Origin of the sequence: Sediminispirochaeta bajacaliforniensis DSM 16054 (assembly GCF_000378205.1) — a bacterium.
Lineage (GTDB): Bacteria > Spirochaetota > Spirochaetia > DSM-16054 > Sediminispirochaetaceae > Sediminispirochaeta > Sediminispirochaeta bajacaliforniensis.
This window is the reverse complement of sequence record NZ_KB899409.1, coordinates 44,573-64,465: the sequence shown is the minus strand read 5'-3', so window position 1 is coordinate 64,465 and position 19,893 is coordinate 44,573. Positions and strand designations below refer to the sequence as shown.

20 protein-coding genes are annotated in these 19,893 nt (G+C 51.8%); 5 read left to right on the top strand and 15 right to left on the bottom strand.

Features of this window, described 5'->3' with window-relative positions:
• Positions 1-5: 5 nt before the first annotated feature.
• Genes F459_RS0104755 through F459_RS0104730 form a run of 6 tightly spaced genes read right to left on the bottom strand, consistent with a single transcriptional unit; the run spans position 6 to position 3,465 of the window.
• Positions 6-374: a NifB/NifX family molybdenum-iron cluster-binding protein gene (locus F459_RS0104755; RefSeq protein ID WP_020611589.1), complete on the bottom strand. Its 369-nt coding sequence runs from the start codon at positions 372-374 to the stop codon at positions 6-8.
• Positions 375-434: 60 nt separating this feature from the next.
• On the bottom strand, positions 435-680 hold the full coding sequence (locus tag F459_RS0104750) for a heavy-metal-associated domain-containing protein (RefSeq protein WP_033301258.1): 246 nt from the start codon (positions 678-680) through the stop codon (positions 435-437).
• A gap of 46 nt (positions 681-726) precedes the next feature.
• On the bottom strand, positions 727-1,188 hold the full coding sequence (locus F459_RS0104745; protein WP_020611587.1) for a pyridoxamine 5'-phosphate oxidase family protein: 462 nt from the start codon (positions 1,186-1,188) through the stop codon (positions 727-729).
• A gap of 21 nt (positions 1,189-1,209) precedes the next feature.
• Positions 1,210-2,544, bottom strand: a complete 1,335-nt coding sequence (locus tag F459_RS0104740) for a phosphomannomutase/phosphoglucomutase (protein WP_020611586.1) — start codon at positions 2,542-2,544, stop codon at positions 1,210-1,212.
• Complete coding sequence (locus F459_RS0104735) at positions 2,541-2,999, bottom strand: hypothetical protein (RefSeq protein ID WP_020611585.1); 459 nt, start codon at positions 2,997-2,999, stop codon at positions 2,541-2,543. The genes F459_RS0104740 and F459_RS0104735 overlap by 4 nt, the downstream gene beginning before the upstream one ends.
• A 46-nt stretch (positions 3,000-3,045) precedes the next feature.
• Positions 3,046-3,465, bottom strand: a complete 420-nt coding sequence (locus F459_RS0104730; protein WP_020611584.1) for an OsmC family protein — start codon at positions 3,463-3,465, stop codon at positions 3,046-3,048.
• Between the two features lie 100 nt (positions 3,466-3,565).
• Between F459_RS0104730 and F459_RS0104725 the strand changes: the two genes are divergently transcribed.
• The gene (locus F459_RS0104725; RefSeq protein ID WP_020611583.1) at positions 3,566-4,549 is read left to right on the top strand and encodes a class I SAM-dependent methyltransferase; all 984 of its coding nucleotides are present in this window, start codon (positions 3,566-3,568) and stop codon (positions 4,547-4,549) included.
• Here the strand turns inward: F459_RS0104725 and F459_RS0104720 are convergent.
• The 7 genes from F459_RS0104720 to F459_RS0104690 all read right to left on the bottom strand — a co-directional run bounded on the left by F459_RS0104720 (position 4,497) and on the right by F459_RS0104690 (position 14,259).
• Positions 4,497-5,813, bottom strand: coding sequence for an amidohydrolase family protein (locus F459_RS0104720; RefSeq protein ID WP_033301257.1), 1,317 nt, complete (start codon positions 5,811-5,813; stop codon positions 4,497-4,499). The two genes, F459_RS0104725 and F459_RS0104720, sit on opposite strands and share 53 nt — an antisense overlap.
• Positions 5,814-5,818: 5 nt before the next feature.
• On the bottom strand, positions 5,819-7,501 hold the full coding sequence (locus F459_RS0104715; RefSeq protein WP_020611581.1) for a glutamine--tRNA ligase/YqeY domain fusion protein: 1,683 nt from the start codon (positions 7,499-7,501) through the stop codon (positions 5,819-5,821).
• A 77-nt stretch (positions 7,502-7,578) separates the two neighbouring features.
• Positions 7,579-8,697: a GGDEF domain-containing protein gene (locus F459_RS0104710; protein ID WP_020611580.1), complete on the bottom strand. Its 1,119-nt coding sequence runs from the start codon at positions 8,695-8,697 to the stop codon at positions 7,579-7,581.
• Positions 8,698-8,720: 23 nt separating this feature from the next.
• A complete protein-coding gene (locus F459_RS0104705; RefSeq protein ID WP_020611579.1) occupies positions 8,721-10,334 on the bottom strand; it encodes an ABC transporter ATP-binding protein in 1,614 nt (537 codons plus the stop codon).
• The gene (locus tag F459_RS0104700; protein WP_020611578.1) at positions 10,331-11,350 is read right to left on the bottom strand and encodes an ABC transporter permease; all 1,020 of its coding nucleotides are present in this window, start codon (positions 11,348-11,350) and stop codon (positions 10,331-10,333) included. Before F459_RS0104700 ends, F459_RS0104705 begins: the two co-directional genes overlap by 4 nt.
• Entirely contained in the window at positions 11,350-12,450 is a 1,101-nt protein-coding gene (locus F459_RS0104695) for a microcin C ABC transporter permease YejB (RefSeq protein WP_020611577.1), read from the bottom strand. The genes F459_RS0104700 and F459_RS0104695 overlap by 1 nt, the downstream gene beginning before the upstream one ends.
• A 3-nt stretch (positions 12,451-12,453) precedes the next feature.
• Positions 12,454-14,259: an extracellular solute-binding protein gene (locus tag F459_RS0104690; protein WP_026294898.1), complete on the bottom strand. Its 1,806-nt coding sequence runs from the start codon at positions 14,257-14,259 to the stop codon at positions 12,454-12,456.
• 180 nt (positions 14,260-14,439) lie between these two features.
• Between F459_RS0104690 and F459_RS0104685 the strand changes: the two genes are divergently transcribed.
• Genes F459_RS0104685 through F459_RS0104675 form a run of 3 tightly spaced genes read left to right on the top strand, consistent with a single transcriptional unit; the run spans position 14,440 to position 17,858 of the window.
• Positions 14,440-16,071 carry a PAS domain-containing sensor histidine kinase gene (locus tag F459_RS0104685; RefSeq protein WP_020611575.1) on the top strand — a complete coding sequence of 544 codons (1,632 nt, stop codon included), beginning with the start codon at positions 14,440-14,442 and terminating at the stop codon, positions 16,069-16,071.
• 42 nt (positions 16,072-16,113) lie between these two features.
• Positions 16,114-16,992 (top strand): DMT family transporter, encoded by an 879-nt coding sequence (locus F459_RS0104680; RefSeq protein ID WP_020611574.1) that lies wholly within the window; start codon positions 16,114-16,116, stop codon positions 16,990-16,992.
• The gene (locus F459_RS0104675) at positions 16,989-17,858 is read left to right on the top strand and encodes a DMT family transporter (protein WP_020611573.1); all 870 of its coding nucleotides are present in this window, start codon (positions 16,989-16,991) and stop codon (positions 17,856-17,858) included. The genes F459_RS0104680 and F459_RS0104675 overlap by 4 nt, the downstream gene beginning before the upstream one ends.
• On the opposite strand, the gene F459_RS0104670 is transcribed toward F459_RS0104675, so the two are convergent.
• On the bottom strand, positions 17,836-18,612 hold the full coding sequence (locus tag F459_RS0104670; RefSeq protein WP_026294896.1) for a PHP domain-containing protein: 777 nt from the start codon (positions 18,610-18,612) through the stop codon (positions 17,836-17,838). The genes F459_RS0104675 and F459_RS0104670 overlap by 23 nt on opposite strands.
• An 89-nt stretch (positions 18,613-18,701) precedes the next feature.
• On the opposite strand from F459_RS0104670, the gene F459_RS0104665 reads away from it, so the two are divergent.
• The gene (locus F459_RS0104665) at positions 18,702-19,004 is read left to right on the top strand and encodes a Trp family transcriptional regulator (RefSeq protein ID WP_020611571.1); all 303 of its coding nucleotides are present in this window, start codon (positions 18,702-18,704) and stop codon (positions 19,002-19,004) included.
• Here F459_RS0104665 and F459_RS0104660 read toward each other — a convergent pair.
• The gene (locus F459_RS0104660; protein ID WP_020611570.1) at positions 18,976-19,785 is read right to left on the bottom strand and encodes an alpha/beta hydrolase; all 810 of its coding nucleotides are present in this window, start codon (positions 19,783-19,785) and stop codon (positions 18,976-18,978) included. The two genes, F459_RS0104665 and F459_RS0104660, sit on opposite strands and share 29 nt — an antisense overlap.
• Between the last annotated feature and the right edge of the window lie 108 nt (positions 19,786-19,893).

Genomic DNA, 19,893 nt, shown 5'->3' with positions numbered 1-19,893 from the left:
CCGACTCAATGATGAGAACACTCGTGGTCATGACCGTGATCGCCACATCCCACATCGTGATCCGAAAGCCTTCCCGCAAGAAAAGCCTCTACAGCCTCTCGTGCATTCCCCTCTGCGCCTCGGTAGAGATCAATGCCGTTATCGCCGATCAGCATCGCCGCCCCCGGACCCATATTTCCTGCGATCATGATCGTCACCCCTGCATGTACAAGATCGGGAATGATGGTACTTTTGCATCCGCATCCCGGAGGTGGGATGATTCTTTCTTCCGCAGCAATGGCACCATTTTCGATGGTGAAGACAACAAAGCCGGAACAGTGTCCGAAGTGCGACTCTATCTCTCCGCTTTCAGAGGCAGGGAGTGCTATTTTCATGACTGGTTCTCCTTGATTTATTCTAAGCTGCCACGGTTATACACCGGAATGGAAAAAAGCTCAAGTTTGAGGGCGCTGGGCATCATAGCCGATGGTTCTGACGATTTTGATCACCCTGTCGGTGATTTCTGTCTGATCGTCATTTTCTTTCTCATCGAGGTCGATCACAATCTTGGAGCGGATACTATCCACCTTGATATCTTTTACTCCCTTGATCTTGCGCCCCGCATGCTCTATGGCAAAGATACAACTGGCGCAGCTTGCACCTTGTAGATCCAATTCGATTGGTTTCGGCTTATCTTTCATCCTTATAAGGTAATAACACGAGAAGAAAAAGTGAAATCTGCAGCTCTTAGTAACCCGAGGCCTTTCCCGTCATGGATGTGATCTCCAGGCGAAAAATTCCGGTAGCTTCGAGGCTTTTATCGGGAAAGGCGAAATCGCTCCTGCCCGTGTATTTGTGCATGATCCTATTGAGCCCTTCCCGTTTTTCGTCGGGATCTTCAAGAAGGACGGGGAAAGCAGTCCCCATTATCGAACGATAGCGCATCGAATAGCTGCAGGCCGCCTCGCCCTGTTTCAGTTTTGCGTCGCACCATGCAAGAAAGAAGATGGGTTTCGCCTGGTTCAAGAGGTCCCACTTTCTCCCCTCCCTGGCGCAGTGGATAAAGAGGGCGTCTTCGCCTGTCCCGAAGGATAGCGGGACCCCGTAGGGACTCCCCTCATCGTTGAAACAGAGGGTCAGAACCTCCGCTTTGTCAAGAACGGCCCATAGCTGGGCCATCTCTATTAATGCTTTGTCGCCTCTTCTCATTGCCCGTTTTTCCATGAGATATCAGGTAAAGTCGGAAAGAAGCGATGTGATCGATTCCAACTTTGCCGAAAGGAGCTCATCGGTTTTCGCTTCGACGACGAGCCGCAGATAGGGTTCGGTGTTGGATGGGCGTACATTAAACCACCAGTCGGCGAATTCGATCCGGTATCCGTCGAAATCAAAGAAGGCTGTCGGTTTTTCTTTCCCCTCAAAGTGCTCTTTGAGGGCATCCATCGCCTCCTTCTTTTTTTCGATCCGGAAATTTATCTCTCCGGAGTTGGCATAGCTGCGAATAGCATCGATCAACTGGGAAAAGGTGCGCCCCTGCTTTTTTGCCTCGGCGAGAACATCGAGGACGATCAGGCTGGCAAGCATACCGCTGTCGCAGTTATAGAAGTCCCGGATGTAGTAGTGCCCGGCCAGCTCACCCCCGTAGATGGCTTTTAGCTCCCGCATCTTCAGCTTGGCAAAGGCGTGGCCTACCTTCCACATATGGGCCTTGCCTCCGAGTTTTTCGATATACTCGTAGACGGACTTGCTGGTGCGGATATCCATGAGCACATTGCCCTTTTCGTTTTTGAGAAAATGGTGGCCCATGAGGGCGATGATGAGATCGGGGGGGACAAACGCTCCCTTCTCGTCGACGAACATCACCCTGTCGGCATCACCGTCGTAGATGATCCCCACGTCGCTGCTGTCCGCTCTAACGGCCTGTTTCAACGCCTCTACGTTCTTTTCTTCGAGGGGATTGGGCTCGTGGTTGGGAAAGGAGCCATCCAGAGTATCGAAAAGGTAGCGGGGGCTCTCTCCCAGCAGTTCGTGTACCAGGATGGACGCCATTCCGTTCGAACAGTCCACCGATAGTTTGATCCCTGAAAGGTCAGGGACCGATGCCTTCATATAGGCTATGTAGGGGCTGCGTATATCCACGCTCTCTACCGAACCCCGTTTCTTTACGGGGGTGATGGGGTCATCGAGCATCTTTTCCAGCTCTGAGAGGCCGGTATCGTAACCTACCGGAAGTGCTTCGCTTTTTGAGACCTTCAGTCCGTTATATCGTGCCGGATTGTGGCTTGCAGTGATCTGAACGGAGGCATTGTAACCGAAACGGGCCGTTCCCCAATAAACCATTGGCGTCGTGGCCAGACCCGCATCACAAACATCCGCTCCGGCATCGTTTATGCCGCGGCAGAGGGCCTCGAAGATTGTTTCGCTGGATAATCGAACATCTCGACCGACCAGGACCTTGTCGGCACCCAGAAGGCCTGGCAGGTGAAAACCTATCTTATAAACATCCTCGGCATTAAAATCTTCGTTCCAAACCCCTCTTATGTCGTAGGCTTTAAATGCTTTCATACAAGCTCCTTCATGTGCCGGATAAATCCCTTGATATCGAAAAGCTCAAAATAGAAGGCCTTGCCATCATTCAGGCGAATTTCAACGGCGCTTCGTCCCAACATCTTACGGAGACCTGTCGATTCCGCCACACGTTCGGGAGGGATCCTTCCCGTAACGGCGGCCTTTACCTGTCCCATCACAACGGCCCTGACTCCCGTAATCTCCGAAGGGGAAAATTCCACCTTGTATTTCGTATATTCAGGTTTCTTGGTATTAAATAACGCCAAAAGCATGTTTGGGGGGCGTTCGAAGTCTTCGAAAATCAGACGGTCTTCGATTCCGTAGAACAGGCCGCCCAAGTCCTGTTCTCCCCCCCCGCTTTTACCGAGAAACAGGGCATAGGTTTTGTAACGAATCTTACCGCCGTTCTGCTCTTCAAGTTCTCTGAGCATTTTGTCTGTGTCGTCGTTCATGAGGAACAGTTTCCCATAGCATGCTGAAAAAGACAAGGGAAAAGCGTTATTCCAGATATTCTATTCGCCAGTTTACCTCTGCTCCCTTGGAAAGTTGAGCACTTACCCCGCAGTAGCGTTCCTGGCTCAGGCGGACCGCTTTTTCCACCTTCGCCTCATCAAGTCCGTCACCTTTCTTAAACTGATAGACGATTGTTACTGCTGTGTAGTAGCGAGGATGTTCTTCTGCCGCCTGGCCTTCGATTTCCATATTGAACCATGTAAGAGGTTCCTGCATTTTTTTCAGGATCGATACGACATCCATTCCAGAACAACCTCCGAGGGCTGCAAGGAGGAGAGGCTTCGGCCTCGATCCTGTATCGTTTCCACCTGAAGAAGCGTCTGCGTCCATCACGATTGTGTGTCCCGTTACATCTGCCTCAAAAGCCATTCCCCCCTTCCATTCACAAGAGACCTTGTTGCCCATACTATCCTCCTTCGGTTAATAGTCTTTTTTTAATATACTACAAGAATAGCCGATCGTGGAGCTTCTTGCATATCATCGGCATCATGGGTAGAGTGGGGCGATGAAATCTTTTTCTACCATATTGAAGGAGCGGCACCAGCGCTTCCGCAGGCTTTTTGCCGACGACGGAACGAACTGCTTCCGGGTCTACGATAGGAACGATGCCCTCTATCCCTATACCATCGACTTGTATGATAGGCGTATTTTGATTACCGAATATGAGGGTACTGCGAAGCACGTTCCTGTGGGACTGAAGAGAAAAGAACTGGAGGCCTTGGTCGCCTCTTCGCTTTACAGCGATCCTCATGACGTGTTCTACAAATTTCGTCCGAGGCTCCACGGACGAACACAATACGAAAAGCTGGGCAATACGGGTGAACTCTTCCCGGTGACGGAAAACGGGCTGACCTTTTTGGTAAATCTCACCGATTACGTGGACACCGGGCTCTTTATGGATCACCGTCTGACACGGAAGATGGTGGCCGAAGAGAGCTTCGGGCTTCGGGTTCTCAACCTCTTCGGCTATACCGGGGCATTTAGTGTGGCAGCAGCGGCAGGGGGGGCTCTCGAGACGGTTACCGTCGATCTGTCCTCTTCCTATCTTGCCTGGGCGGAAAAAAATCTGCGGGCAAACGGTCTTATCGGTGATCAGCACCGTTTTATAGCCGAAGATGTGCGAAAATATCTCATGGAGGCCGATAAAGAGCGTTCGAAATTCGACCTGGTTATTCTTGATCCCCCGCTTTTCAGCAACAGCAGGAAGACCGACGGAACCTTCGACCTTCAGCGTGATTATGTTTGGTTCGTGGCCGCCGCCATGAAACTCTTGAACGATGGAGGCAGACTACTCTTTTGTACGACCAAGAAAGAGTTTCACTTCGATCCCGGCAGGATTATGGGATCGGAAAGTTTGGAGATTACCCGGGAAACCCTGCCACCCGATTTCGATGCGAGAAAACCACACCGCTGCTGGCTTTTGAAACGAAAAACCGTTACCGTTGCCCGAAAAAATTCTTCACACGGTCGAGGGGCCCATCTTCGGTAAAGAGAAAGTGCCTCGGATTCGTCGAAGAGAAGAGATGAACCTCCTCGTCTGAGAAGGGCGAGGACTCGAAGGTCAGATAGTAATCGAGATAGCTTCTCACCTTGGAAAGGTTTACCATGAAATCTGTTCCGAACATCGTCCGTACAAGAGCCTTTGCCCGCAGGCGGGGGGGCAGTGCGAGAAGGTGCTGCTGAAGAAAGGGGTAATACTCTGCCCTTGTGCCGTCGAAACTGAAGTCGGCATAGACGTGATCGTAACGATCCATAAGATCGAAGATCTCTTTTAGCCAGTCGAGCTTTCTGATGGTTCCCCACTTCTTATTGTACTGGTAGCCGTAGTGGCCGAAGTTGATTTTGAGCTCCGGGAATGCCTCCAGTGCCGATGCCCAGCGCCGGGGGGAGCTGTTGCGCCACGCCACCTTTACCGGGATGGTGCGATATCCCTGGTCGTCGCAGTGGGTCGTAATTGGAATCTTTCGTTTTTGACAAAATCTGAAAAGAAGTTTTACCTTTTCCAGTTCTTCGGGCTCATCAGTGGGCCACGGGTCAAAGCCGAGGGGAGGGTAGACCTTGATGCCGGCGAATACGTTGCTGCCAACCCCCTCCATGAGGCCCATAAAACTACTTATGAGCCTCGTCGTTTCTGTTCGGAAGGTGAATGAGGAGCTGTACACCGAAAAGTACTTTTTCAGGAGTTCTTCCAGCTCCCGAAGCGAATAGTTTCTGGTATTGATACCGAGGAAAGGATAAATCCTCAGTATGCCGTCGGGGCGATCCTTGTGGTAACGTTTGATTCCTTCCAGGGTATCCCTGACGTATTGCCACAAGGGACGTTCGGGGGGACGTGAATAGTAAAGGCCGCCATCCACTCTTCGCTTGTTCGAAAAGTCCATAACCAGGGGAGTGAGTACCAGCTGACGATATTCCCGCTCTCGAAATTTCAATACCCCATGTTCGATGAGTGGCCGCCTTCCTCCCTCATCATTTTTATCTGTCGCTTTGAGAAAATGGCCGGAAAGGTCGTCCTCCATGAGCTTAAAAATGCCTGCAATATCATGCTCCATCACCGCAAGCATGTTCTGAGCATTATGAACGGGGTGGCGAACCTGTGAATCGATGAGGTAATTCGGCGAAAAAATATCGTTGATTACCTCATCGGTGAAATTCTTCCTGAACTCCTGAATAAACATCAGGAGGTTTGGATGGGCAAGGGTCATTGCGTGACAATGAGGATCGTAGAATATCTCCTCCTTGTTCACCGGCATGCCCTTTAAGCCTCTATCTTTTTCTGAAGCTTTGCCCAACTATCCCTGAGAGTGGCCGTTCGATTGAAAACCGGAGCTCCCTTTTTACTCTCCTTTGGGTCTACGGTGAAGTAGCCCTTCCTCAAAAACTGATAGTGCGCTTCCGGTTCGGCATCGGTTAAAGAGGGTTCCGCCATCGCCTTGATGGTGGAAAGGGAGTCGGAATTCAGATCGTCGAGAAAGTTACCGGTACGGGACCCTGGCTCCGGCGAGGTAAAAAGGTTGTCGTAGAGACGAACCTCAATCTCTTTTGCATGGGCAACGCTGACCCAGTGGCTCGTCCCCTTGACCCTCCGTCCGTCGGGAGTACCTCCCCCCCTGCTTTCGGGATCATAGGTGCAGTGGATGGTCGTAATCTTTCCCGATTCGTTTTTCTCAACCGAGACGCAGGTAATGTAGTAGGCGTGCTTAAGTCGTATCTCCCTGCCGGGAGCAAGGCGGAAAAACTTCTTCGGAGGATCTTCCATGAAATCTTCCCTTTCGATGTAAACCTCTCTCGAAAAGGGAACCATGCGCATCCCTCCGTCGGGATCCTCGGGGTTGTTTTCCGCTTCGAGCATTTCCTCTTTTCCTTCGGGATAGTTGTCTATGACAACCTTGACCGGATCAAGAACCACCATCACCCTCAGCGCTCGCAGATTCAGATCTTCACGCAGGCAGTGTTCGAGAAGGGCCATATCAACAGTGCTGTTTACCTTGGCAACCCCGATGATATCGGCAAACTGACGGATTGCCTCAGGCGTATAGCCTCGTCGCCGAAGCCCGCTGATGGTCGGCATCCTGGGATCGTCCCAGCCCGATACATGCCCCTCCATTACCAGCTGAAGGAGAATTCGCTTACTCATTACCGTATACGTGAGATTCAGGCGAGCAAATTCTATCTGCCGGGGATGGCATTCCATCTCTGTCTCTTCAACGGACCAATCGTAGAGAGGGCGGTGATCTTCAAACTCCAGGGTACAGATTGAATGGGTGATGCCCTCGATCGCGTCGGAAAGGGGATGGGTGAAGTCGTACATGGGGTAGATACACCACGCATCACCTGTCCGGTGGTGGTTGACCCTTCGAATTCTGTACAGTGCCGGATCACGCATATTCATGTTGCCGCTTGCCATGTCGATCTTTGCCCGCAGCAGCATACTTCCGTCGGGGAATTCCCCCTTTCGCATCCGCTCGAAAAGATCGAGGTTCTCTTCGATGCTGCGCGTTCTGTTCGGACTCTCTTTTCCCGGTTTCGTTAGGGTCCCCCGATATTCACGCATCTGCTCGGGGCTGAGATCGTCCACATAGGCCTTTCCCGCCTTGATGAGCCGTACCGCGCGTTTATACAGCTCTTCAAAATAGTCCGAGGCATAATACTCATGTGTTCCCCAGGAAAATCCCAACCACTGTACATCGCGCTTGATCGATTCGATATATTCCAGAGATTCTTTTTCCGGATTGGTATCGTCGAAACGAAGATGGCAACGTCCGCCATATTTCTTGGCAAGCCCAAAATTGAGGCAAATGGACTTTGCATGTCCGATATGTAAATAGCCGTTCGGCTCCGGCGGAAAACGGGTTACGACTTGAGAATGCTTCCCTCGGGCAAAATCATCTTCGATGATTCGTTCAATGAAATTGAGGGACGATTTTTCCGCATCAGCCATTGCATGTTCTCCTTAATAGTTCTACCAAGTATTTCCAGCTATTCTAGCAAAAAGAAAGCATTTGCGCCAGTATCCGCTTATGACTTCAATTGCTGGGCCTTATAAAGAAAGCCGGGATTATAGATTGTTATTTGGTTGCGGCCGTTGTTTTTCGAGATATAGAGGGCCTTATCCGCCTGTGCGATGAGTTCGTTTTCGCTCGCAAGGCGGCCGGCGTTGACATGGTTGACCCCAATGCTGATTGTCAGCTTCAGGATAAAATCCTCATACTCGATCCTCATCTTCTCCACCTCCGATCTGATTCTTTCGGAAACCTGGATTGCCCGTGTGAGGCTATTGTCGGTCAGAAGCACGAAAAACTCTTCTCCCCCGAAACGGGAAAGGACATCCTCTTCTCTCAGTGTGCGTTCCAGCGTTCTTGCAAGGGCAAAAAGTGCTTTATCGCCTGCCAAATGGCCATGCTTATCATTGATCACCTTGAAATGATCGACGTCGATGGCAAGTATGGAAAAGGCGCTGGCGTAGCGCTTCACCTTGGCAATCTCCTCCTGCAGACGCCGCATGAAATAGGCATGGTTGAAAAGTCGTGTTTTATAATCGGTTACCGAGCTTGTGTAATAAATTTTATTCTGAAGACTGATGGAGGCAAACTTCATCAGCTTGTCCAAAAGGATCATCTCTTCGGGACTATACTCTTCTCCCAAAACTTTTCTGCCGATGACGATTAAACCGAAAAGGCCATCCATGCCAATGAGGGGCACGATAATTGCCGGGTCGAGGATCTTTAAGCGATTTGCTATTGCTTTCTGTTCCACGGTATATTCGAAAAGATGGAAATCGATGGGGTTGGGATAGCGTGAGAAAAAATGACGATAGTCGTCCAGAGTTTTGAGAACAACCTTCGATTTTACAGGCCGCAGCTGCTCGAAACAAAGGGTCGTGATCGGATCATCATTTTTATGATTCTTGAAAAAAAAGGCGAGATGGGAAGGAATAAATTTATCAACGATACAGGAGATAAGGAAGTGAACCAATTCGTCGGGGCTTCGCTGATTGAAAATCTCGACCGCATTCGACAAAAGCTCTTCCAATTCGTGGATACGATGCTGCTGGGCGTTGATCTGTTGGAGTATCCCCGTTTCCTGGAGAATGTCGTAATGCTTAAGAAATAGTTCGTTTGCAGGGATTTCTTTCACCTTTTTGGCTCCGGCATCTTATACTATGTGGCTCTTCTTTCCTGGTCAAGCATAAAAGCCGTTTCAAGTAATCTTCTGGTGTACTCCTGTTGTGGTTCTTTCATGACCTGTTCGGCATCTCCCTGTTCGACAAGGACTCCCTGCTTCATGACGCCGAGAGAACGGCAAAGGGCGCGGACGACCTTGAGGTCGTGGCTGATGAAGAGATAGGTGAGTCCATGTTCGGCCTGGATGTTCAAAAGCAATTCAATAACCTGAAACTGAATGGACCTGTCGAGGCTTGAGGTGGGTTCATCAAGCACCAAAAGATCCGGCTTGAGAACAAGGGCTCTGGCAAGGGCGATGCGCTGCCGCTGTCCTCCGGAAAACTCGTGGGGGTATCGCTTCCCGATCCCTGGATCGAGCCCCACCTCTTCCAGGGCGGAGGCAACTCGTTCTTGTCGTTCCGGGATGCTCAGGTTTTCATGAACACGTAATCCTTCTCCGACAATATCGGTTACGCACATTCTGGGGGAGAGGGTTCCGAAGGGATCCTGAAAGACCGGCTGCATCCATCTGCGAAGAGGACGAAGTTCATCGTTTTTAAGGTTATGAACAGGCTGTCCCTTTAAGAATATCTCTCCATTACTGGGAATAAGGCGCAAAAGGGCTCTTCCCAGACTGGTCTTTCCCGAGCCGCTTTCTCCCACCAGACCGAAGCTTCCGCCTCGGGGAATCGAAAGAGAGACACCGTCCACCGCCTTGATATAATCGACGGTTCTTTTGAGAATTCCCCGCTGCACAGGGAAGTGGACCTTAAGATTCCTGATTTCCAAAAGCGTCTCGTCGGGGCCTGCGCTTCGTTCGGGCGGGGCTGTCGCTGGTTCCGATTCGATGAGGAGCCTGGTATAGGGATGGGCGGGGGTGGCGAAAAGCTTCTTTGTTTCCGCCTCTTCGACGATCTCCCCTTCTTTCATAACCACGACCCTGTCGGCAATCCTGCCGACTATGGAGAGGTCGTGCGTGATGAAAATCATTGCCATTCCCAGCTCACGCTTCAGATCAAGGAGCAAGTCGAGGATCTGGGCCTGTATCGTCACATCCAGGGCTGTTGTCGGCTCATCGGCAATCAAAAGCCTGGGTCTGTTGACAATGGCCATGGCGATCATCACCCGCTGACGTTCCCCACCCGAAAGCTGATGGGGAAAGGCCCCCAGCCGGGTTTCCGCATTTCTGAGGCCGACACGGCGGAGCATTTCGACAACCTTTGTGCGGTTTTGCCTGCTTTCGGTTCCCCCGTGGAGGAAGAGGCTTTCGGCAACCTGTCTACCGATATTCTGGAGGGGATTGAGGCTCGACATCGGCTCCTGGAAAATCATGCCGATCTCTTTTCCCCTGACTCCCAGCAGTGTCCGTTCCGATGCGCGGAGCAATTCCTGTTCCCTGAAATAGATTTCTCCGGAAGGATATTCGGCCGAAGGCCCCAAAAGACGAAGGATGGATGCTGCCGTAACCGTTTTTCCCGATCCGCTTTCCCCGACGATGGCGAGGCTCTCATGTTCCCCGAGCCGAAGATCGATGCCGTGGACCACCTGCCTAAGCCGCTCTTTCCGGCGAAAGGCGATTCGTACGTTTTCTATGCGCAGCAGCGAAGTCACAGATTCCTCCTCGGATCAAAGGCGTCGCGTACCGCTTCGCCGACGAAGACCAGCAGCGCCAGAATCAGAGCGAGAACAACAAAGGCGGAGATGCCGAGCCAGGGTGCCTGAAGGTTTGCCTTTCCTTGAGCCAGAAGCTCACCGAGGGAGGGGCTTCCCACAGGCAGCCCGAAACCGAGAAAGTCGAGGCTGGTGAGGGTGGTGATCGCTCCACTGAGAATGAAGGGGAGAAAGGTGAGGGTCGCCACCATCGCATTGGGAAGGATATGGCGGAACATGATGTGTCGGTCCTTTACCCCCAAGGCCCGGGCCGCCTCGACGTATTCGAGGTTCCTGCCCCGTAAGAATTCCGCCCGGACCACTCCCACGAGGCTCATCCAGCCGAAAAGGAGGGTGATCAAAAGGAGCCACCAGAAGTTCGGTTCCACCACGCTCGAAAGAATGATGAGGAGAAAGAGGGTCGGCATCCCGGACCACACCTCGATGAATCGCTGGCCGAGGATATCGAGTTTTCCGCCGTGATAACCCATGAGAGCCCCGACCGTAACCCCGATGACCGATGAGGTGATGGTGAGGGCAAGGCCGAAAAGGACCGATATCCGAAAACCGTAGATGAGCCTGGCCAGCACATCCCGTCCCTTATCGTCGGTGCCGAGGATATTCTCCCGGGTCGGAGGGCTCGGAGCCGGACTGGGAAGGTCGTAGTTGATGGTGTCGTAACTGTACCTGACCGGCGGCCAGAGAATCCAGCCCGCTTCCTCGATCAGGTCGACGACGAAAGGATCCTTGTAATCGGCTTCCAGTTCGAACTCGCCGCCGAAGGCCGTTTCCGGATATTCATGGGTCAAGGGAAAAAAGAGCCGTCCGGCGTACCAAACCAGAAGAGGCTTGTCGTTGGCAATGAACTCTGCAAAAAGTGAGAGAAGAAAGAGTATGAGAAAGATGCGCAGGGACCAAAGTCCCCGCTTGTTTGCCTTGAAGCTGCGAATCCGCTGTACCTGCATCTCGCTCATCATCACTGCTTCCTCGATTCAAAGTCGATCCTGGGATCGACGATGGTGTACGTGATATCGCTGATCAGATTGAGCACCAGTCCCAGGAGGGTGAACATGTAGAGGGTCCCGAACATCACGGGATAGTCCCGCTGCATGGTGGCCTCGAAGCCGAGGAGCCCCAATCCATTGAGACTGAAAATCACCTCGATCAGAAGGCTCCCGGTGAAAAACATTCCGATGAATGCCGAGGGAAAGCTTGCAATAATCAACAGCATGGCATTTCGGAAGACATGGCGAAAGAGTACTCGTTTCTCGGTACAGCCTTTTGCCCTGGCGGTTACCACGTACTGCTTGCCAATCTCGTCGAGAAAACTGTTTTTCGTCAGAAGGGTAAGGGTGGCAAAACCGCCTATCACCATGGCGAGGATGGGCAGGGTAATGTGATGGAAATAATCGAAGATCTTTCCCGCCGTCGAAAGCCGATCGAAGTTGTCGGACACCAGCCCCCTCAGAGGAAACCATTTGAGATAGCTTCCCCCTGCAAAAAAGATGATGAGTACGATGGCAAAGAGAAACGTAGGAATGGCGTTACCGAGAACAATTGCCGTGCTGGTCCAACTGTCGAAGCGGCTGCCGTTTCTCACGGCCTTGGCAATCCCCAGGGGGATGGATACCAGGTAGATGATGAGAGTGCTCCACAGCCCGAGGCTCAGGGAAACAGGCATACGTTCGATGATCAGTTCTACGACTCCCTTGCCCTTGAAGAGGCTTTCTCCGAAGTCGAAGACCAGATAGCGGCGAAGCATGGAGAAATAACGCACATGCAGGGGCTTATCGAAGCCGAATCGCTTTTCGATCTCCGCCACCACCTCCGGGTCAAGGCCCCTGGCTCCACGGTAGCTTTCTTCCCGGCTGCCGCCTTGGCCCTGTGGCTGCTCCCCTCCGCTGCTTCCCGCGATACGCTCCATTGCCATGTTGGTATCTCCTATCCCGTGCATGGAGGCAAGGGCCTGATCCACCGGTCCGCCCGGGGCGATCTGGACAATAAAAAAATTGAGCGTGATGATGGCAATGAGGGTGGGAATGATTAAAAGCACTCGTCGAAGGATGTAGGAGCCCATTGCTTATCGATGTTCTTCCGGCAACATAGCGGCCTTCTGTTCGTCGTACCACCAACAGTCGACACCCGTACTATATTTGGGCAACAATGGCGGTCGGGAAAATTTATTCCAGTAGGAAATCCAATATGCCGAGTTATGCCATTCCGGGACCAGATAGAAGTTCCAGCTTAGAACCCGATCCAGGGCCCTGCCCCAATAGATCAGCTGTTGACCGTTTTCCTGATTTCGGATAATCCCCTCGATCAGGTAGTCCACGGCGGGGTCGCTTACACCTGCGGTGTTATAGGTGGAGTCGAGATATGCGCTGTGCCACGGCAAAAGTAAGCCGCTGTCGGGATAGCGCCTTGCCCGGTACACGCTGCTTATCATATCGAAATCCCGTTCCCTCAGGCGGTTGGTAAACTGGCTGACGTCGACTACCCTGATATTCATGGTGATGCCCACCCGTTCGAGATTTTTCTGGAATGCAAGGGCGACGCGTTCTAATGATGCATCTGCCAAGAGGAGTTCAAACTCCATGGCCTTTCCTGTTGCGGCATTGACCAGCTTCCTGTTTCGTACCTCCCAGCCCGCCTCTTTGAAAAGGGCGAGGGCTGAACGCATCTGGCCTCTGATATTGCCCGAGCCGTCGGTTTTGGGAGGATCGTAGGCTTGGGTAAAGAGCTCCGGAGGGATCTGATCCCTGATCGGTTCGAGGATCTTCTTTTCCTCGGGAGAGGGCAGTCCCTTTGCCTCGTATTCGGTGTGCTGGAAAAAGCTGCGGGTACGGGCGTACTGGCCGTAGAAGAGGTTCTTGTTCATCCATTCGAAATCGAAGAGATAACCGATGGCCCGCCGTACCTTCGGGTCGGAAAAAATCGGCCGCTGAATATTAAAAACAAGGGCCTGCATATTGGCCGGCAGCTGGTGTTCGATGGTCTCTTTTTTAATGTAGCCCTTGTCGAAGGCTGGACCGGTATAGAGGGTCGCCCAATTTTTACTGGTATTTTCGAATCGCAGGTCGTACTCTCCCGCCTTGAAGGCCTCGAAGGCAACATTACTGTCCCGATAGTAGTCGTAGCGAATGTAGTCGAAGTTATCTCTTCCCCGGTTTACCGGCAGATCCCTCGCCCAGTAATCATCAAGCCGCTTGTAGACAATATACTGGCCGATCTTGTAATCCGAGATGGTGTAGGCCCCAGACCCCAAGGGAACCTCTGTCTGCGGCTCCGAGAAATCGTGGTCCTTCCACCACTGTCTCGGGATAATGGTCAGGCTTGCAAGGGAAAGGACCATCTCCCGGTCCCCCTTTTCAAGGGTGAACTTTATCCGCAGGCGGTCGAGTACCTCCACCTCCCTGACCGGTTTAAAGTATGAACGAAACTGGGGAACCCCCTTTTCCATGAAAGTGGTAAAACTATAGCGAACATCCTCGGCGGTAATGGGCTCGCCATCCTGGAATCGTGCCCTGGGATCGATATGGAAGATCACCCAAGTGAAGTCGTCGGGGTATTCGAGCTTTTCAGCAATCAGGGGATAGACGCTCTCGACCTCGTCGGCGCTATAGGTCATGAGGGTGTCGTAGAGTGCTGTGCTGGCCGAATCGGGCACACCGCGAAGGGCGTAGCGGTGAAAGTTATCGTAGGTTCCGATGTTGTACCGTCGTAAGGTCCCTCCCTGAGGAGCATCGGGGCGTACATAGTCGAAATGTTGGAAATCGGGACCGTATTTCGGGGTACCCCGAATGGAGAGGGCATGACTTATCGTTACCTCGCTCCAGGCCGTTAGGGTCAAAAGAAGCATAATACACGATAGTATGACTCTGCGCATCATGGACCTCCGGTGTTTCTCTTTCCAGTTACGTTTACCGTTACAGTAAGGCAAGAGTCCCTTATCGTCAATGACGAGGCTATCTATTAGTATGTGTTTAGCAATATTTTACTCTACTATGGGCGAGTAAAGACGCTTCCTGTCTGGTGAAAAATCGACTTTATCGTTTATACTTGATACGTGGAAAACAAGGTTTTTGATGAACGTTACAACGTATTATTTCACAATTCCGCCATCGCAATTTTGGAAGAGGATTTCGGCGAGGTAATCGAGGCGCTTCAGTTCTTGCCTGTTCACAGTGATACACAGCTATCAGCCTATCTGAATGAGCATCCGAAAATGGCACGGGAGCTTATGTCCAAGGTCCGAGTCGTGGATGTAAATCCTGCGGCCCTCAAGCTCTTCGAGGCGGAAAGTAAGAATCAATTTCTCGGCTCCCTTGGACGGATTTTAAGCAAAGAAACCTCCCGATTCCTGCAGGAAGAGCTTATAGCCATCTATCGAAAAAAAGAAACCGTCGAAGGAGAAACAATCAATCTGACGCTTGGAGGCAAGCCTGTTCATTTGCTTATTTCCGTATCGTTCTTCTGCGCGGAAGCATCTATCACCCGTGCACTTGTCTCCATGGTTGATATTACGGATCGAAAACAGAGGGAACGAGCGGCGGAAAAGCGTCGTTTTCTCTCCGAGACGATCCAGGAGATCACCATGGTCGTTACCGGGGAGGTTGATCGCGATAGGCTTTTGGATCTTGTTCTCGAACAGGTTCGACGGATTGTCGATTTTACCAGCGGAAGTGTAAAACTATTTCACGGCCGTATTCTCAAGGCCGAACGATCCCTCGGCTACAAGGAGCGTGATGCCTTTGAGTTTGTCATGAACCATGAAATAGACCCCCTGTACTATCCTGTCATACAACAAACCATCGAAACCGGCGAGCCCGTCGTGATCGGCGATGCTCATGCCTATTCCGGCTGGACGGTCTTCCCCGCCACGGCCTACATCAGATCGGTCATCTATCTTCCGCTTTTGGATGGTGAAGAGGTGATTGGAGAGATCGCACTCGAACATGAGCTTCCCAATATGTATACGACAGAGGATGCCGAGCATCTGAAGCCCTTTGCTGCGGCGGTTTCTCTCGCACTAAAAAACAGCACGCTTTACCGACAACTGTACGATGCCCTTCAGCAACGTGAGGTATTGCTTCGGGAGCTTCACCATCGAGTGAAAAATAATCTTGCCCTGGTCAATAGCCTTGTGAATCTGCAATACGCAAAAACAAAGGATCGGGAAACCGAAGAGATCCTTGCAAAAATTCAACGGAAGATTTCCTCCATTCTGCTTGTTCACGAGAAACTCTACATGGGAGACGACCTTAAGTACATCAAGCTATGTGATTACCTCCATGCACTGCTGCAGGAGCTTGCTGCTTCCGAAAGCGGTCACAGGCGCATCGCGGTCAATGAGGAGATCGAAAGCTCCCTTTTCTATTCGATTGAACGACTTATCCCTTTAGGGCTTATCATTGCGGAGCTCTTTACCAACAGCCTGAAGTATGCCGAAATTCCTGTTGAACAATTGCTTGAATTCGCGGTTACCGTCACCATCTCGGAAGGACGTGCTCTCTGCTTTGTTGCCGATAATGGAAAGGGTTTTTCTCCGGATGTCAGCTTCGGTAATCCTCTCAACGACAGCGAGGGAATAGGACTCTCGCTGGTGGAGAGCCTGGCCCGACAGATAGACGGAGATGCGGAGATCCTTCCGGGGCCTGGCGGCGGAGTCCGGTTTTCCTTCCCTCTTGAAAAGGCCTGAGAACGGATTGCAGTTTTTTCTTTGAATGTATAGCTTAAACCAATGAAAAATGATCTTCTTTTGTTGACCACAGCGGCCATCTGGGGTTTTGCCTTTGTTGCTCAGCGGAGCGGAATGGCCTTTATTGGTCCCCATACGTACAACGCCCTTCGCTTTTTTCTCGGTGCTCTTTCTCTTTTCCCGCTTTTTCTATATTCCGCCCATGGGAACCGGGTACATCGTCACCTCCGGCAGGGGAAATGGTTTGAGGTCCTCCTTGCGGGCCTTTTCCTTTTTGGCGGATCGGCCCTCCAGCAAATGGGAATTGTGTATACATCTGCGGGGAAAGCAGGTTTTATTACCGGTTTTTATGTTGTTCTGGTTCCCTTGCTGGGTGGGCTCTTCGGCCTTCGTAGCGGGAAACGAGGATGGACAGGGGCGATTCTGGCCCTATCCGGTCTCTATTTTCTAAGTGTACATGGAAGTCTTTCGATCGCTTTTGGGGATCTGCTGGTGATGATCTCCGCTCTTTTTTTCGCATCCCATGTGCTTTATCTTTCGCGAATCACTGTCCGTTTTGATCCTGTTTCCCTTTCGATTGGCCAATACCTCGTCTGTGCCGTACTTAGCCTTGCGGCGGCTCTGTTCTCCGGAGAAAGCATCGATTCCTCATCCCTTGCGGGAGCTTTTCCCTCCATTGCCTACGGTGGAATCATGTCCGTCGGCGTTGCCTATTCGCTCCAGATTGTTGCCCAGAGAAGGGCCCATCCAACCCATGCCGCCATCATTCTCTGCATGGAGAGTCTCTTTGCGGCCTTGGGAGGGGCCCTGCTCCTTTCCGAGCGCCTCAGTTCCCGGGAGCTTTTCGGCGCCGCATTAATGTTCGCCGGGATGCTCGTAAGCCAGGTCCGCAAGAGGGTGAGGGAGCGTGCAGAACGATGAATTCCGACAAGAGAGAAAATCGTCCCTTTTTAGGGGCTTTTTTGATGACCGCCTCGGCGGCCTCCTTCGCCCTGATGGGCGCGGCCGTTAAATATGCCCAAGGTATTCCTGTCTTTGAGAAGGTGCTGTTTCGTAACCTCATTATTCTCTTCATAGCCTTCATATCCCTTGCCGGCAGACGTATGTCTCCTTGGGGCGAGGCTGGGGATCGAAAGAAGTTGTTTTTACGTGCCCTTTTAGGTTATTTCGGCGTGGTCTGTACCTTTTATGCCCTTGGCAAACTTCCCCTCGCCGATGCCAACCTATTAAATAAGACCTCACCCTTTTTCGTAACTTTTTTTGCAGCGATTTTCTTGCACGAGCGATTACGTCGTGTCCATATTCCCGCCCTGGTCGCGGCCATGATCGGGGCTGTTCTCATCATTAAACCGGGTTTCGATGTAAACGCCTTTCCCGCCTTTATCGGTTTCCTTTCCGCTATTTTTGCAGGCGCCGCCTATACCCTTGTGCGTTCCCTCAACGCCAGAGAAGATCCCATGGTGATCATCTTCTATTTTTCGCTTCTTTCGGTCCTCGTCAGCCTGCCTCTGGCCATGCGCGGCTTTGTGATACCCAATCCACCGCTCCTGATTGCCCTGGTCGCAACCGGACTTTTCGGGGCCGGAGGGCAGTTTTTCATTACCTTAAGTTACCGTTACGGTAAGGCCGCCGATATCTCGATTTTCAACTATTCAAGCGTGATCTTCTCTCTTCTCATCGGTTATATAGGATGGAGAGAGCTCCCCGATTGGTTTTCATTGACCGGGGCTCTTCTTATCTTGGGAGCCGCCGGCCTTGTCTACTTTACCGCTCGAAGGGGTCGATGACCGGCACCGAAAATTCTTCGGCAAGGGCCCGTGCCTGATCGACTGAAGAGAAAAGATCGGAGGGTTTGTGGGCATCCGAGTTACAAACCGCCTGAATCTTTGTTCCTGAGGCAAGTTGCCAGAACTCATCGAGAGGGTAGGGGCGGCGTAACGCTCCCGCCGGGCTTGTGACTTTTTTCTTTCGAAGGCCATAGCCATTAATTTCAAGAGGAAGCGCACAGGCCTCGGCGGAAGCGATAATATCAAGGCTGCAGGCCCTTGCATTTTCGTCCCACTGATTGTAGCCCAGTCCAAAACCGTCGGGATGGGCGATAAAGGTGAAAAGTCCGCTTTCTATGGTCTTCGCCATGTGGCGTGCATAGGAAACAAGCCGTTGCGGAGTGTCTGCATCCCCGATATAGAGCCACTCTCCGTGGTGAGGAAACCAGTGGACGGCACCGATCAGATAGTCAAAAGAATGCTTGCCTATAAGTTCTTCCTGATAAAAGTTTATGTACTCCGGGGCCCATTCGCATTCCACCCCTTTAAGGATTTTCAATTCGGGCAGGGCTTCTGCGGCCTCTTCTATTTCCGCGATATACTCTTCAAGCTCGCTGAGGGCCATACGCATGTGTGGCCAGCGCCCGTCGGGGAGAGGCGTGTGGTCCGACATGCCGAGTACCGAACTCTTTTCTTTTTTTGCCTGGAGGGCGTAGTCCATGACCGAACCCTCTGCGTGTTGACAGCGTTGTGTGTGTGTATGATAGTTGTTCATCGGTAGGCAAGGGTACTCCGGAACCATCATCTCTTGCAAGTATGCAGGGCGATGGTTGACAGGAAGCCCAAGGATGGTACTATGTACGAATGGAAAACGACGAACATGTCTCCGAAGGTGCTCTGGCGGAACTCGCCCGTGCCCTTGCAAAATGTGAAGATCCAACGCTTATTCGCGATTTTCTCCTGAGCATATTCACACCGGCGGAAGCCGATGATATTGGAAAGCGCTGGGCGCTTGTTCGCCTCCTCGACGAGGGGAAAACACAACGCACCATTGCCGCCGAATTAGGCCTGAGCCTTTGCAAGATTACCCGAGGCTCCAGGGAGCTGAAAAAGTCCCATTCGGCGTTTAGGGCAATGATTAATCTTGCCGATCAAGCCAGCCGATAATCGCGTCGGCAACCCGTTCTTTTTCACAGTCGTTTACCACAACATGGGGGCTCTCTGCAAGGATCAGCTCTTCCTTAACCTGTGAGGCTACGGATGAAGAGACAAAGGAGGCAACCTTCGCTGGAACTGCCTTGTCCTTTTTGCTGGAGATGGTAAAAACGGGAACACTGATCTTTTTAAGCGCCTTTCGTCCGAATTTTTGCAGTTTGTAAAGCTCCGCCGCCGTGGAGGGGGTGTAGAATCGTCCATATTCATCGGCAAGGGGGGTGAGTTCCGGATCTTTACACGGCTTCTTTCTTTTCCGCTCCCATTTCCTGATGAACAGCTTGAGAAAAGGCGTTAAGGGAAGGATGGGATTGCTTGTCAAAAGGGCCGGTGCAGCCAGAATGGCACTTTTCGGGGAAAGATAGGCTGCCAGAATTGCGGTGAGAACCCCGCCCATCGAGAGCCCCGCAATATGTACGGGAAGCCCCTCGCTCTTAAGATCGAGAAAAGCATCAAGAGAGGCCCTGAGCCAATCGTGAGCATCGCTTTTCAGAAAATCCTCAAGAGAGGTACCGTGCCCCGGAAGGCGGGGAACAGATACCAGATACCCCGCCTCTTGCAATCGCTGGGCAAGATACCCCATATCGTGCGGGCCTCCTGTATAGCCATGGATCAGAAGGACGGCCCGTCCCTTTGCTGAAGAGGAATTCGGCATAAGCAGCCTTGGCTTTGCGATCTGCGCCACCGAGCTATGCTGCACCGCTGCCGCCATTTTTTGAAGATTGCTTGCTGACATGATCCCATCATAGCAATCACCGTGGTCGGTGAACAGTAGGAGAGGTCGTAATGTTCTCCCCATTATCTGCCGAAAAAAAAGATAGATACTGGTATATCCGGAATCGGG

What these genes read in the sequence shown, in the direction of transcription:
- F459_RS0104755 (WP_020611589.1), bottom strand. Translation starts at nt 374, where the DNA reads ATGAAAATAGCACTCCCTGCCTCTGAAAGCGGAGAGATAGAGTCGCAC.
- F459_RS0104750 (WP_033301258.1), bottom strand. Translation starts at nt 680, where the DNA reads ATGAAAGATAAGCCGAAACCAATCGAATTGGATCTACAAGGTGCAAGC.
- F459_RS0104745 (WP_020611587.1), bottom strand. Translation starts at nt 1,188, where the DNA reads ATGAGAAGAGGCGACAAAGCATTAATAGAGATGGCCCAGCTATGGGCC.
- F459_RS0104740 (WP_020611586.1), bottom strand. Translation starts at nt 2,544, where the DNA reads ATGAAAGCATTTAAAGCCTACGACATAAGAGGGGTTTGGAACGAAGAT.
- F459_RS0104735 (WP_020611585.1), bottom strand. Translation starts at nt 2,999, where the DNA reads ATGAACGACGACACAGACAAAATGCTCAGAGAACTTGAAGAGCAGAAC.
- F459_RS0104730 (WP_020611584.1), bottom strand. Translation starts at nt 3,465, where the DNA reads ATGGGCAACAAGGTCTCTTGTGAATGGAAGGGGGGAATGGCTTTTGAG.
- F459_RS0104725 (WP_020611583.1), top strand. Translation starts at nt 3,566, where the DNA reads ATGAAATCTTTTTCTACCATATTGAAGGAGCGGCACCAGCGCTTCCGC.
- F459_RS0104720 (WP_033301257.1), bottom strand. Translation starts at nt 5,813, where the DNA reads ATGCCGGTGAACAAGGAGGAGATATTCTACGATCCTCATTGTCACGCA.
- F459_RS0104715 (WP_020611581.1), bottom strand. Translation starts at nt 7,501, where the DNA reads ATGGCTGATGCGGAAAAATCGTCCCTCAATTTCATTGAACGAATCATC.
- F459_RS0104700 (WP_020611578.1), bottom strand. Translation starts at nt 11,350, where the DNA reads ATGATGAGCGAGATGCAGGTACAGCGGATTCGCAGCTTCAAGGCAAAC.
- F459_RS0104695 (WP_020611577.1), bottom strand. Translation starts at nt 12,450, where the DNA reads ATGGGCTCCTACATCCTTCGACGAGTGCTTTTAATCATTCCCACCCTC.
- F459_RS0104690 (WP_026294898.1), bottom strand. Translation starts at nt 14,259, where the DNA reads ATGCGCAGAGTCATACTATCGTGTATTATGCTTCTTTTGACCCTAACG.
- F459_RS0104680 (WP_020611574.1), top strand. Translation starts at nt 16,114, where the DNA reads ATGAAAAATGATCTTCTTTTGTTGACCACAGCGGCCATCTGGGGTTTT.
- F459_RS0104675 (WP_020611573.1), top strand. Translation starts at nt 16,989, where the DNA reads ATGAATTCCGACAAGAGAGAAAATCGTCCCTTTTTAGGGGCTTTTTTG.
- F459_RS0104670 (WP_026294896.1), bottom strand. Translation starts at nt 18,612, where the DNA reads ATGAACAACTATCATACACACACACAACGCTGTCAACACGCAGAGGGT.
- F459_RS0104665 (WP_020611571.1), top strand. Translation starts at nt 18,702, where the DNA reads ATGGAAAACGACGAACATGTCTCCGAAGGTGCTCTGGCGGAACTCGCC.
- F459_RS0104660 (WP_020611570.1), bottom strand. Translation starts at nt 19,785, where the DNA reads ATGTCAGCAAGCAATCTTCAAAAAATGGCGGCAGCGGTGCAGCATAGC.